Consider the following 13,164-nt stretch of genomic DNA (forward strand, 5'->3'; position numbering starts at 1 on the left):
GACGGTCGCGGCCGACCCGGCCGATCCGGTCGCCCCCTACCGCTATCTGTTCGGCTTCTACGCGCTCACGCTCGCGGCCGCACTTGCGGTCTACCTGTTCTCGCGCGATGCCAAGCCAAGGCGGGCCGATGCGCCCGCCGGATTATAGAGCCCTCACCCAGTCGGCGATCGTATCGGCCACCGCCCCGTTGTTGGACGGCGACAGCGCATCGCCGGCGATCACATGGTCGTCCGGATCGTCCGATCGCGTCATGGCGACGATCTCGGCCGGCCCGCCCCAGCGTTCGGCGATCCGGCGCGTGACCGTGTGGTCCACGATCCGGTCGGCGTCCGAGAACATGAACAGGGCCGGTTGCGTCGCGTTTTCATGGGCTTGTGCCCTGGCATGGGCGACCAAGGCGGCCATGGGCAGCAGCGCGGTCGACGGGTAGCGCTCGGTCCAGAACCGGGCGTGCAGCTCGTTCGCCGGCTCGAAGGCGCGCTCGGCGCCCGCGAGCAGCGGCACGAGCCGGCGCGCGAAGGGCGCGGTCAGCATCCCGGAGCCCGCCGCCTTCACCTTGAAGTTCGGCGACACGAAGATGATCCCGCCGATCCGGTCCTTAAGGTCCGGATGCAGCGCGGCGACGGCCGCCAGCGTGCCGCCGGTCGAGGTGCCGATCAGCACCACCTTCTCGCCCAGCCGCTCGCCGATCGCGACGGCCTCGGCCACGTCGTCGATCCAGTCTTGCACGGTCGGCCCGGCCATCGCCGCCTCCGGGCGGCCGTGCCCGGCAAGGCGCGTATAGTGAAGGTTCGCCCCCAGCGCCGCGGCCGCCATGTCGGGCACCGGCCGGATTTCGCCGGCCGAGGCCGAAAAGCCGTGCACATAGACGAGCGCGACGGGCGTCCTGGCGCGGGAGTTGGGGAAGGCCCAGACGATCTGCTTTTCGGCGCCCTCGACAATGTCGTCGAACCGGCCCTCGGTGTCGGCCAGATAGGCGTCCACATCCGCGCCGATGGCGGCCGGGTCGAACCGCAGCGCCGTCTCCACCGGTTCGCGCGGGCCGAAGGCCCACAGCGCGGCCAGGAGAAGGGCGATGACGGCGAGCCCGTAAAGCATGGTGCGGATACGGCGTTTCGGTTTTGCGTCCGGTGCGGCGTTGTCGGTCATGACGGTTCGGCTCCGGTCTGCCATTGAACGGTGTGGATTGGTAGCCGCCGCGTGCGGGCTTGGCAAACCGGGCGCGATCGCGCCGTGGCATTGACTTGGCCGCGGCGAGCGCCGATTTTGGCGCCGAAGGAGACCATGATGGCGGGATTTCTGAAGCGGCTTTTTGGCGGTGGCGATGGCGGTGACGGTGGCGACCCGGCCGCCCGCGCGCCCGACGAAGAGTATAAGGGCGTCGAGATTCGCGCCGCGCCGGTCAAGGAGGCGGACGGCCAGTGGCGGCTCGCCGGCACGCTGACCAGGACCTTCGACGGCGCGCCGGTCACCCGCCGCTTTCTGCGCGCCGACCTTCTGGCCTCAAGGGACGTGGCCGTTTCGTCGACGCTCGCCAAGGCGCGCATGATCATCGACGAGAACGGCGAGGGGCTTTGGACCGGCGACACGGACCGGCCCGCCTGAGCGTGGCTTGACGCGCGGCGCCCCCGCTCGCAAAAGGGCGTCGATCCGCGCCCAGCCGAGCCATCCATGTCCGACTTTCTCGACGCCGCACGCCTGACGGTGCATCCTCTCGCCGCTCCGATCGATGGCCGCGCCACCCCGCCCGGCTCGAAATCGATCACCAACCGGGTGCTGCTTCTGGCCGCGCTGGCCGATGGCGTCAGCACCATCACCGGCGCGCTCAGGAGCGACGATACCCGCCATATGGCGAGGGCCCTGCGCGCCATGGATGTCGAGGTTGAGGAGCCGGACGCAACGACCTTCAAAATAACGGGAAAGGGCCGTCTCGTTTCCCCTTCCGAACCGCTCTTTCTGGGCAATGCGGGCACCGCAACGCGCTTTCTGACCGCGCTGGCCGCGTCCGTCGACGGAACCGTCGTCGTCGACGGCGATTCGCACATGCGCAAGCGGCCGATTCAGCCGCTCGTCGACGCGCTGCGCGCCTGGGGCGTCGATGCGCGGGCGCCGACCGGCTGTCCGCCGGTGACCGTGCGGGGGGCTGGCACGCTGCCGGGCGGGCGCATCGAGATCGACGGCGGCCTTTCGAGCCAGTATGTCTCGGCGCTCCTGATGGCCGCGCCGCTCGCCCAAGGGTCGGTCGACATCGTGCTGACGGGCGCCCATATCGGCGCGCGCGGCTATATCGACCTGACGATCGCCGCGATGGAGGCGTTCGGCGCGCGGGTCGATCCTGTCTCGGCCGGCCATTGGCGCGTTTCGGCCACCGGCTACCGTCCGGCCGACCATCATGTCGAGCCCGACGCCTCGGCGGCCACCTATCTGTGGGCGGCCGAAGCGCTGACGGGCGGTACGATCGATCTGGGCACCGCGCCGGAGGCGTTCACCCAGCCCGACGCCGAAGCGCACGCGCATATTGCCCGGTTCCCGAACATGCCGGCCGAGATCGACGGCGCGCAGATGCAGGACGCGGTGCCGACGCTGGCGGTCCTTGCCGCCTACAACGCAACGCCCGTGCGCTTCGTCGGCATCGAAAACCTGCGCGTGAAGGAATGCGACCGCATCGCCGCGCTGTCCCAAGGGCTGAACCGCATCAAGCCGGGCCTTGCGGTGGAGGAAGGCGACGATCTGATCGTTCACGCCGATCCGTCCCTGCGCGGCGCCACGGTCGCCGCGCGGATCGACCCGTTCGCCGATCACCGCATCGCCATGAGCTTCGCGCTGGCCGGCCTCGTCACCCATGGCATCACGATCCTCGACCCCGGCTGCGTCGCCAAGACCTTCCCCGCCTATTGGGACGTGCTGGCGGGCCTGGGGGTCGGATTGTCTTTGTAACGCGCCGTCATTTCGGGGCTTGTTCCCCGAATCCACGCCGGCATAGGCGCCACTGGAGCCCGCGAACAAACCCCGGGACGAGGCGGGTCCAGGACAATATTCCTGCGATCGGCATGCTGACCCTCTCACGCCAAGGCCGGGTCGATCCCCACATCGGGCCGGTCGATCACCTCGCGCAGCGCGAAGGACGAGTTGATCTTGACCACATGCGGCAGGTTGGACAGCCAGTCGCGGTGGATGCGCTCATAGTCGGCCAGATCCTTGGCTGCCACGCGCAGTATGTAGTCGTACTCCCCGCTCATCAGGTAGCAGACGAGCACGTTGGGGCACCGCTTCACCGCATCCTCGAACGCGCGCAGCGTCGTCTGGAACTGCCCCGAAAGCGAGATGTGCACGATCGCGATCATCTGGTGGCCGAGCGCCCGGTTCGAAAGGCGCGCATGATAGCCGCGGATCGTGCCCGATTTCTCCAGCGCGTCCAGCCGGCGCGAGCAGGCCGAAGGCGAAAGGCCCACCGTGTCGGCGAGCGTCGCGTTCGGCATGCGGCCGTTCCTCTGAAGCGCGGTCAGAATCGCGCGATCGAGCGTGTCGAGTGCCATGGGTGCAAACTTCTCCAATTGGAGGGCGTTTCAGGCAGATATTATTGCACAAATAGCGCCCGTTCAATCACACTTTGCACGGACATTGCGCGCCAATTCGGCGATCCTTGCTGCGACAACGGTTTGGGAGGTTTCAATGCGCGTCGGCTGCCCGAAGGAAATCAAGAACCACGAATACCGCGTCGGGCTGACGCCGGGTTCGGTGCGCGAATATGTCGCCCACGGCCATGAGGTGCTCGTCGAGACCGGCGCGGGCCTCGGGGTCGGCGCCGATGACGGCGCCTATCTGGCCGCCGGCGCGCGCATCGCGGCGACCGCGGCCGAGATCTTCGAGAAGGCGGACATGATCGTCAAGGTCAAGGAGCCGCAGCCCTGCGAATGGGCGCAGCTTCGCGAGGGCCAGCTTCTCTACACCTATCTGCATCTGGCGCCCGATCCCGAGCAGACGCGCGGCCTGGTCGACAGCGGCTGCACGGCGATCGCCTACGAGACCGTCACCGGCGATGATGGCGGCCTGCCGCTTCTGGCGCCCATGTCCGAGGTCGCCGGCCGCCTTTCGATCCAGGCATCGGCGACGGCGCTGCAAAAGTCGGGCGGCGGCCGCGGCGTGCTGCTGGGCGGGGTACCCGGCGTCGGGCCGGGCAGGGTGACGGTGATCGGCGGCGGCGTGGTCGGCATCAACGCGGCGCGCATGGCGGCCGGCCTTGGCGCGCGGGTGACCATGATCGACCGGTCGCTGCCGCGCCTGCGCGAACTCGACAACATCTTCCAGGGGCGCGTCGAGACCCGCTATTCGACCGTCGAGGCGCTTGAGCGGAGCGTGTTCGAGGCCGATGTCGTCATCGGCGCTGTTCTGATCCCGGGCGCGGCCGCGCCCAAGCTGGTCACCCGCGAGATGCTGGGCGGCATGAAGAAAGGCGCGGTGCTGTGCGATGTCGCCATCGATCAGGGCGGCTGCTTCGAGACCTCCAAGCCGACCACCCATGCCGCGCCGACCTACGAGGTGGACGGCATCATCCATTATTGCGTCGCCAACATGCCCGGCGCGGTGCCTGTGACGTCGGCGGCCGCGCTCAACAATGCCACCCTGCGGCAGGGCCTGGCGCTCGCCGACCGCGGGCTCGAAGCGCTGACCGACGATCCGCACCTGCGCAACGGGCTGAACGTGCATCGCGGCCGGGTCACCAACGGCCCCGTCGCCGAGGCGCTGGGTTATGAGCTGGCCGAGCCGCGGGCGGCGCTGCGGGTGGCCTGACGCCCGCTGCTCGGCCCCGGCATGTTTATGGATGCCGTTTTCGCGCCCTGCCCCAGGGCGCCGGCGCGCTGGACAGCGGGCCGGCTTTTGCCGTAATCACCGGGCCTGACCGGCGCCGGGCGGCGCAGCGTTCATGGCGGCCGCATCCGTCCGCGCGTCATGGGTGCCGGGGTCGACGCGGACGGTTGCGGGATTATGTTCATGAGTGGCGTCAATTCGATCCGTACGGCTTTTCTCGATTTCTTCGCCGCGCACGGTCACGCGATCGCGCCGTCGAGCCCGCTCGTTCCGCTGAACGATCCGACGCTGATGTTCACCAATGCCGGCATGGTGCAGTTCAAGAACGTCTTCACCGGGCTTGAAAAGCGCGACTACAGCCGCGCGGTGACCGCGCAGAAATGCGTTCGCGCCGGCGGCAAGCACAATGACCTCGACAATGTCGGCTACACCGCGCGCCACCACACCTTCTTCGAGATGTTGGGCAACTTCTCGTTCGGCGACTATTTCAAGGATGTGGCGATCGAACTGGCCTGGACGCTGATCACCAGGGAATTCGGCCTTGCCAGGGACCGGCTGATCGTCACCGTCTACCATACCGACGACGAGGCATTCGATCTGTGGCGCAGGATCTCGGGCCTGCACGAGGACCGGATCATCCGCATTCCGACCCATGACAATTTCTGGCAGATGGGCGAGACCGGCCCGTGCGGGCCGTGCTCGGAGATTTTCTACGATCACGGCGCGCATATTCCGGGCGGCCCGCCCGGCTCGCCGGACGAGGATGGCGACCGGTTCATCGAGATATGGAACCTGGTCTTCATGCAGTTCGAGCAGACGACGCCCGAAAGCCGTGTTGATCTGCCGCGCCCGTCGATCGATACGGGCATGGGCCTCGAACGAATCGCCGCCGTGCTGCAGGGCGTCCACGACAATTACGACATCGATCTGTTCAGGGCGCTGATCGCCGCCTCCGAGCAACTGACCCGCACCGGGGCCGAGGGCGCGCGGCGGGCCAGCCACCGGGTTATCGCCGATCACCTGCGCGCGACCGCGTTCCTGATCGCCGACGGCGTGCTGCCGTCGAACGAGGGGCGCGGCTATGTGTTGCGGCGGATCATGCGGCGGGCGATGCGCCACGCGCATCTGCTGGGCGCGTCCGAGCCGCTGATGCACAGGCTCGTGCCGGCCCTGATCGGGGAGATGGGTGAAGCTTATCCACAGCTTGGCCGCGCGCGCGATCTGATCGCCGAGACGCTGCGGCTTGAGGAAACCCGCTTCCGCAAGACGCTCGAACGCGGGCTTGGCCTTCTGAACGAGGCCACCGCGGGCCTTTCGGCGGGCGGCGAGCTGGCCGGCGCCACGGCCTTCAAGCTTTACGACACGTTCGGATTTCCGCTCGACCTGACCCAGGATGCGCTGCGCCAGCGCGACATTTCGGTGGATGTGGACGGTTTCGGCGCGGCCATGGCGCGCCAGAAGGCCGAGGCGCGCGCGGCCTGGGCGGGCTCGGGCGACGCCGCCGACGAGGCGGTCTGGTACGAATTGCGCGATACGCTCGGCGCGACCGAATTCCTCGGCTACGAGGCCGAGAAGGTGGAGGGGGTGGTGACCGCGCTGGTTCGCGAGGGCGCGCGCGCCGAGGTGGCCGATCACGGCCAAACGGTCGCCGTGATCGCCAACCAGACGCCTTTTTATGCCGAATCGGGCGGCCAGCAAGGCGACACGGGCATCATGCGCGGCGAGGGCTTCGTCATCGACATAGACGATACGCGCAAGCGGGCCGATGGCCTTTTCGTCCACCATGGCCGCGTGCGCGAGGGCACGGTGGCGGTCGGCGCGGTCGTGGAAATGGCGGTCGACCATGAGCGTCGCGGCGCCCTGCGCGCGAACCATTCGGCGACCCATCTTCTGCACGAGGCGCTGCGCGCGGTGCTGGGCGCCCATGTCGCCCAGAAGGGATCGCTGGTCGCGCCCGACAGGCTGCGTTTCGACTTTTCCCACCCCAAGCAGATCAGCGACCGGGAACTGGCCGATATCGCCGATATCGCCAATGAGATCGTGCTGCAGAACGCGCCGGTCACCACGCGGCTGATGGGCGTCGACGAGGCGATCGAACAGGGCGCGACGGCGCTGTTCGGCGAGAAGTATGGCGATGAGGTGCGGGTCGTCTCGATGGGCACGGCCGTGCGCGGCGACAAGGCCGGACGGCCCTATTCGGTGGAGCTGTGCGGCGGCACCCATGTCGGCGCCACCGGCGAGATCGGCCTCGTGCGCGTCGTCGACCAGAGCGCGGTGTCGGCCGGCGTGCGCCGGATCGAGGCGCTGACGGGCGAGCGCGCCCGCCGCTATCTGGAGGCGCAGGACGAGCGCATGCGCGCCGTCGTCGGCCTTTTGAAGACGACATCCGACGAGGCGGTCGACCGTATCGGACAGCTTGTCGACGACCGGCGCCGTCTTGAGCGCGAACTGTCGGACGCAAGGAAGGCGCTGGCCCTTTCGGGGCCGGCCGATGGCGCGGGCGGGGCGGCGGAGACGCGCCCGATCGCCGGCGTCACCTTTCTGGGTCGCGTCGTGGCGGGCGTTTCGCCGCGCGATCTCAAGCCGATGGCCGACGAGGCCAAGGCGCGGATCGGCTCGGGCGTGGTCGCTCTCGTCGCCGTCGCGGCGGACGGGAAAGGCTCGGTCGTCGTCGGCGTCACCGACGATCTGACCGGCCGCCACGATGCGGTCGATCTCGTCCGGACGGCCTCGGCGGCGCTGGGCGGCAAGGGCGGCGGCGGGCGGCCCGACATGGCCCAGGCCGGCGGCCCGGACGGTGCGAAGGCCGATGCCGCCATCGAAGCGGTCGCCGCGGCTCTGGAGGCGGTCGCCGAAGAGGCATGATCTCTCGAACGCCTTGTGCGGCCAGCGTACGGCCCGACTGAAAAAGGCGCCGTTCGCGGCGCCTTCTTGCGGTCTTGTCCTGTTGGCCTTGTCTTGTTGGCCTTGTCCTGCGCGACCGGCGTCCTCAGCCGGCCATGGCCTTTTGCAGGTTCTCGTCGATCTTGTCGAGGAAGCCGGTCGTCGTCAGCCATTTCTGGTCGGGACCGATCAGAAGGGCAAGATCCTTGGTCATATGGCCGCCCTCGACCGTGCCGACGCAGACCTCTTCGAGCGTGCGCGCGAACCGGCCCAGATCGTCGTTGCCGTCCAGCTTGGCACGGTGGGCGAGCCCGCGTGTCCAGGCAAAGATGGAGGCGATCGAGTTGGTCGAGGTTTCCTTGCCTGCCTGGTGCTGGCGGTAATGCCGCGTCACCGTGCCATGGGCGGCCTCGGCCTCGACCGTCTTGCCGTCCGGGGTCATCAGCACCGAGGTCATCAGGCCGAGCGAGCCGAAGCCCTGGGCCACCGTGTCGGACTGCACGTCGCCGTCATAGTTCTTGCACGCCCAGACATAGCCGCCCGACCATTTCAGGTTCGCGGCCACCATGTCGTCGATCAGCCGATGCTCGTACCAGATGCCCGCTTCCTTGAAGTCATCCTCGAACTCGGCCTCGTAAATCGCCTGGAAGACGTCCTTGAACCGGCCGTCATAGATTTTCAGGATCGTGTTCTTGGTCGAAAGATAGACCGGCACCTTGCGCTGGAGCCCGTAATTGAGCGAGGCGCGGGCGAAATCCTCGATCGACCTGTCGAGATTGTACATGCCCATGGCGATGCCGGCGTCGGGCGCGTTGAAAATCTCGTGCTCGATCTCGGTTCCGTCCTCGCCGACGAATTTCATGAACAGCTTGCCCTTGCCGGGAAAGCGGAAATCGGTGGCGCGGTACTGGTCGCCGAAGGCGTGGCGGCCGACAATGACGGGCTTGGTCCAGCCGGGCACGAGGCGCGGCACGTTCTTGGCGATGATCGGCTCGCGGAAGATCACGCCGCCCAGAATGTTGCGGATGGTGCCGTTTGGCGAGCGCCACATCTTCTTGAGGCCGAATTCCTCCACGCGCGCCTCGTCCGGGGTGATCGTCGCGCATTTGACGCCCACGCCATGCTCCTTGATGGCGTTGGCCGCATCCACCGTGATCTGATCGTCGGTCGCATCGCGCGATTCGATGCCGAGGTCGTAATATTCCAGGTCGATGTCCAGGTAGGGATGGATCAGCTTGTCCTTGATGAACTGCCAGATGATCCGCGTCATCTCGTCGCCGTCCAGCTCGACAACCGGATTTTCGACCTTGATTTTCGTCATGATTGACCTCGGGGAAGGGGTTGGGAGAAAGCGCCCGATCGGAAGGCGCGCCGCTGCTTTTTCGCGCCGCTATAGCAAAGGGCCCGGACCCGCGCAAACGCTTGCGGCGCCGTTGCGGGGTGCGTTTCCGGCGGGCCTTGGCGAAGCTGCGCGCGCGCGATAAGGCTTGCGCCCGACACCATGCTCAGGCGGATCCCATGGCCGGCACCAACACCACACAGGACCGAATCGAGGAAGGGCCCGCGGTCGTTCTCGTCGAACCGCAGCTTGGCGAGAACATCGGCATGGTGGCGCGCGCGATGGCCAATTTCGGCCTTGCCGATCTGCGCCTGGTCGCTCCCCGCGACGGCTGGCCGAACCAAAAGGCCGCCGCGACGGCAAGCGGGGCGGGCTATGTGCTCGACCGCGCGCGCGTTTTCGACACCCTCGCCGAGGCGCTGGCCGACCTCGGCTATGTGATCGCGACCACCGCGCGCCGGCGCGACGGGTTCAAGCGGGTGCTCGGCCCGGTCGAGGCGTGCGCCAACATGCGCGCGCGCGATCGGGCGGGGCAGGCCACCGGCATGCTGTTCGGCCGCGAGCGTTTCGGGCTTTACAATGAAGAGATCGGCCTTGCCGACGATATCGTCACCTTCCCGGTCAATCCGGCCTATGCGTCGCTGAACATCGCCCAGGCGGTGCTGCTGATGGCCTACGAGTTCCTGAAGACGCGCGGCGCCGAGGCCGAAACCCTGCCTTTTGCCGGCCCCGCCTTCGAGCCCGCGCCGCGGGCCGAACTGGTCGGCCTGTTCGACCAGATCGAGGCGGCGCTCGATACGCGCGGCTACTTCCGCCCGCCCGAGCGCAAGCCGGTCCAGGTCGACGGGCTGCGCGCGGTGCTCTCGCGGCCGGGCTTTTCGGTCGAGGAGATCCGGCTCCTGCGCGGCGTCGTCTCCTCGCTGGACCGGTTCTCGCCGGCCATGCCGCGCGGCGAGGGGGCGCCGGCGGACGGGCGTTCAGGCCGGCCCGCGGCGGCCGGCGCGCCGAAGGCCGCCGAAGGTGAATGAACCGGCCAACCCGACGGTGCTGTTCCTCGACAGCGGCATTGGCGGATTGTCGGTCGTCAAGGAGGCGCGGACCGTCCTGGCCGGGCTGCGCTACGTCTATGTCGCCGACGACGCCGCTTTCCCCTATGGTGCGTGGGACGAGGCGGCGCTCGCCGAGCGCATGACGGACCTGCTCGGCCGGCTGATCGCCGCCTACCGGCCCGGCCTGATCGTCATCGCCTGCAACACCGCCTCCACGCTCGCCATCGACCGTCTGCGCGCGGCCTTTCCCGATCAGCCCTTCGTCGGCACGGTCCCCGCGATCAAGCCCGCCGCGGAGCGCACGCGCTCGGGCCTGGTCTCCGTCCTTGCGACGCCGGGAACGGTGCGGCGGCAATATACGCGCGACCTGATCCGCCAGTATGCGGCGCGCTGCCATGTGAGGCTGGTGGGCAGCGAGGCCCTGGCCGGACTGGCCGAGACCTATATGCGCGCCGGCTTCGTCGACGAGGAGGCCGTTCGCGGCGAGATCGCGCCCTGCTTCGTCGGGGAAGGGGGGCGGCGGACCGACATCGTCGTCCTTGCCTGCACGCACTATCCGTTCCTCGTCAACCGCATGCGCAAGACCGCGCCGTGGCCGGTCGACTGGATCGACACGTCCGAGGCCATCGCCCGCCGCGCGCGGTCGCTCGCCGACACGATGCGATTTGCGCCGCGCGGCCATCACGGGCCGGCCGATATCGCGATTTTCACCTCGGGCGAGCCGCGGCCCGAAATGGCGCGCCTGGCCGCCGGCTTCGGCCTGGCCGCCGTCCCGCTCTCAGATCCCCCGCCGCTTTCGGCCCAAATGGTTTGACTTCGCGCACCGGCGGCGCTAATGGGGCCCATCCCGCTTTCGAGCGGGTTTTCCACGTGTCCCGTGGGCCGATCCGCAAAGCGTGCGTGGCCGGTCCTGTCAGTCGGCGAAAACGGCCGGCAGAGGAGGGCGCCTTTCCTTGGCCGGCTCGGCGAGAGCCGGTCGCAGCGTCTCGAAAGGAAATGCGATGAGCAAGCGCAGTTCGGTCAAGCACAAACTCGATCGCCGCATGGGCGAGAACATCTGGGGCCGCCCCAAGTCGCCGGTCAACAGCCGCGAATACGGGCCGGGCCACCACGGCCAGCGCCGCAAGGGCAAGCTGTCGGACTACGGCGTTCAGCTTCGCGCAAAGCAGAAGCTGAAGGGCTATTACGGCGATCTGTCCGAAAAGCAGTTCCGGAAAATCTACGAGGAAGCGGCGCGGCGCAAGGGCGACACGCCCGAGACGCTGATCGGCCTGCTGGAAAGCCGGCTCGACGCTCTGGTCTATCGCGCCAAGTTCGTGCCGACCATCTTCGCCGCGCGCCAGTTCGTCAATCACGGCCATGTCAAGGTCAATGGCGCCCGCGTCAACATCCCGTCCTACCGCTGCAAGATCGGCGACGTGATCGAGGTGCGCGAGAAGTCCAGGCAGATGGCCATGGTCCTGGAGGCCACCCAGCTCGCCGAACGCGACGTGCCCGACTATGTCGAAGCCGACCACAACAAGCTGACGGCCACCTTCGCGCGCGTGCCGGCGCTGGCGGACGTGCCTTATCCGGTCATGATGGAACCCAATCTCGTCGTCGAGTTCTATTCGCGATAAGCCGTTGTGCGATGAGGCCGAGGCGAGTGCGGGCGGGCGGGGCCGGCCCAATCCGCTGCGGCGCCATGGTTCGGTCTCGTAGCGGGACGCTCCGGGCGATCGAGCCCGAGTGTTTCTGACGGCCCGCGCGATGCGCGCGCGGTCCGGTTCTGGGGAGGAGAAGCGGCCCGGGGCGCGGGGCGCCGAACACCGATGTGTGACGCGGCACCGGATCACGTTCCGACATTTCATCCGATCTCGCCGACGGCCATGGGGCTGGCCGCCTGCGCGACCCTCTTCTGGGCGGTGTATCCGCAGCTAACCCAGCTCAATCTCGACACGTTCCTGGACATGCTGGAAAACCATGTCTGGGGCATTCGCTGGCAATGGGGCAATGCCAAACATCCGCCTTTGTTCGGCTGGATGACGGCGGCTTGGTTCGCCGTCTTTCCGCGCAGCGAGATCGGCTACCGGGTCTTCGCCGCGCTCAACATCGGCGCGACTTTGCTGATCATGCTGGCGATCGCGCGCCGCTTCCTGCCGCCGCCGGGCCAGGTCGCCGCGGTGATGATGGCGATCGTCATCCCGCCTCTTGGCTTTCAGGCGTTCACCTACAACGCCAACTCGGCCATGCTTCCCTTCTGGGCCGGCACGGTTCTGTTCTATTTGCGCGTCATGGAAGCAAGGCGCCCGCTCGACGGGCTGCTGCTGGGCGTCTGCGCCGCCGCCGCCATGCTCTCGAAATACTATGCGGCGGTCCTGCTGCTGGCCCTGATGTTCCATGCCGCATCGCACCGGCAGACGCGGGCGATCATCGCAACGCCGGTGACGGTTCTGGCCGCTGGTGCCTTCGCCCTCCTGATGGCGCCGCATCTCGTCTGGCTCGCGCGCAACGATTTCACGCCCATCGTGTTTGCCGCCAGCGGGCAGGGCGACGCCTCGCTTGCCGCCCAGGCCTATCGCCAGGTCGAGTTCCTGCTTGCCCAGCCGCTTTACGCGCTGCCCGGCATCGCCATGCTGGGCCTGCTGCGCCGGCCCGGGGACGGCGCGCCGCTGTTCGCATCCGGGCACGCCATGGCAATTCTCGGCACGGCGCGGGGCCGGGTTCTGCTCTGGGTCGGCCCCGCGGCCGTTCCGGTGACGATGATCCTGGCGCTGGCGATCCAGTCGCCGCTGACGAGCAACTGGTCGATCCCGGTCTTCTGCGTGGTCCCGGTCCTTCTGGCCCTGCTGTTGCCGGCCCCGATCGCCGCGCGCATGAGTGGCTGGGCGACCGGTCTTTCGGTCGGGTTCATGGCGCTCATGCTGGCGGTCTCGCCGATCATCGGCGCGCAGATTCTCGAACGGGCCCATATGAACGCGGCCGTTCCGCTCCGAGCCATCGCGGAGGCGGCCGGCACGCTCTGGTCGCAGGAGACGGACCATGACCTCGCCTTCGTGGCGGGGCAGGCCGATCCGGCCTATGCGGCGAGTTTCTACCTGGAT

General features: G+C 68.2%; 11 protein-coding genes. 8 read left to right on the plus strand and 3 right to left on the minus strand.

All coding sequences use genetic code 11. The annotated features are described in order from the left end of the window. Nucleotides 1-142 precede the first annotated feature (142 nt). The gene (locus AC5E6L_RS08940; protein WP_491228587.1) at nucleotides 143-1,150 is read right to left on the minus strand and encodes an alpha/beta hydrolase; all 1,008 of its coding nucleotides are present in this window, start codon (nucleotides 1,148-1,150) and stop codon (nucleotides 143-145) included. A gap of 138 nt (nucleotides 1,151-1,288) precedes the next feature. On the opposite strand from AC5E6L_RS08940, the gene AC5E6L_RS08945 reads away from it, so the two are divergent. Together AC5E6L_RS08945 and aroA are read left to right on the plus strand one after the other, a co-directional pair. After that, nucleotides 1,289-1,606: an HlyU family transcriptional regulator gene (locus AC5E6L_RS08945; RefSeq protein ID WP_491228588.1), complete on the plus strand. Its 318-nt coding sequence runs from the start codon at nucleotides 1,289-1,291 to the stop codon at nucleotides 1,604-1,606. A gap of 66 nt (nucleotides 1,607-1,672) precedes the next feature. Next, the gene (gene aroA / locus AC5E6L_RS08950) at nucleotides 1,673-2,938 is read left to right on the plus strand and encodes a 3-phosphoshikimate 1-carboxyvinyltransferase (protein WP_491228589.1); all 1,266 of its coding nucleotides are present in this window, start codon (nucleotides 1,673-1,675) and stop codon (nucleotides 2,936-2,938) included. A 125-nt stretch (nucleotides 2,939-3,063) separates the two neighbouring features. Here aroA and AC5E6L_RS08955 read toward each other — a convergent pair whose 3' ends face one another. Continuing rightward, a complete protein-coding gene (locus tag AC5E6L_RS08955; protein WP_491228593.1) occupies nucleotides 3,064-3,537 on the minus strand; it encodes an Lrp/AsnC family transcriptional regulator in 474 nt (157 codons plus the stop codon). A gap of 136 nt (nucleotides 3,538-3,673) precedes the next feature. On the opposite strand from AC5E6L_RS08955, the gene ald reads away from it, so the two are divergent. Together ald and alaS are read left to right on the plus strand one after the other, a co-directional pair. Next, the gene (gene ald, locus AC5E6L_RS08960) at nucleotides 3,674-4,792 is read left to right on the plus strand and encodes an alanine dehydrogenase (RefSeq protein WP_491772721.1); all 1,119 of its coding nucleotides are present in this window, start codon (nucleotides 3,674-3,676) and stop codon (nucleotides 4,790-4,792) included. Between the two features lie 201 nt (nucleotides 4,793-4,993). Beyond that, nucleotides 4,994-7,675 (plus strand): alanine--tRNA ligase, encoded by a 2,682-nt coding sequence (alaS, locus tag AC5E6L_RS08965; protein WP_491772723.1) that lies wholly within the window; start codon nucleotides 4,994-4,996, stop codon nucleotides 7,673-7,675. A gap of 124 nt (nucleotides 7,676-7,799) precedes the next feature. Here alaS and AC5E6L_RS08970 read toward each other — a convergent pair whose 3' ends face one another. Further along, on the minus strand, nucleotides 7,800-9,014 hold the full coding sequence (locus AC5E6L_RS08970) for an NADP-dependent isocitrate dehydrogenase (RefSeq protein ID WP_491772725.1): 1,215 nt from the start codon (nucleotides 9,012-9,014) through the stop codon (nucleotides 7,800-7,802). 197 nt (nucleotides 9,015-9,211) lie between these two features. Between AC5E6L_RS08970 and AC5E6L_RS08975 the strand changes: the two genes are divergently transcribed. From AC5E6L_RS08975 to AC5E6L_RS08990, 4 genes are all read left to right on the plus strand, one after another. Further along, entirely contained in the window at nucleotides 9,212-10,060 is an 849-nt protein-coding gene (locus tag AC5E6L_RS08975) for an RNA methyltransferase (RefSeq protein ID WP_491772727.1), read from the plus strand. Further along, nucleotides 10,053-10,895 carry a glutamate racemase gene (gene murI, locus AC5E6L_RS08980; RefSeq protein ID WP_491772729.1) on the plus strand — a complete coding sequence of 281 codons (843 nt, stop codon included), beginning with the start codon at nucleotides 10,053-10,055 and terminating at the stop codon, nucleotides 10,893-10,895. Before AC5E6L_RS08975 ends, murI begins: the two co-directional genes overlap by 8 nt. Nucleotides 10,896-11,082: 187 nt before the next feature. Then, the gene (gene rpsD, locus AC5E6L_RS08985; protein ID WP_491229132.1) at nucleotides 11,083-11,700 is read left to right on the plus strand and encodes a 30S ribosomal protein S4; all 618 of its coding nucleotides are present in this window, start codon (nucleotides 11,083-11,085) and stop codon (nucleotides 11,698-11,700) included. A 192-nt stretch (nucleotides 11,701-11,892) separates the two neighbouring features. Further along, a partial coding sequence (locus AC5E6L_RS08990) for a glycosyltransferase family 39 protein (RefSeq protein WP_491772731.1) occupies nucleotides 11,893-13,164 on the plus strand: 1,272 nt, incomplete at its 3' end.

It is taken from the genome of Roseitalea sp., assembly GCF_984466335.1.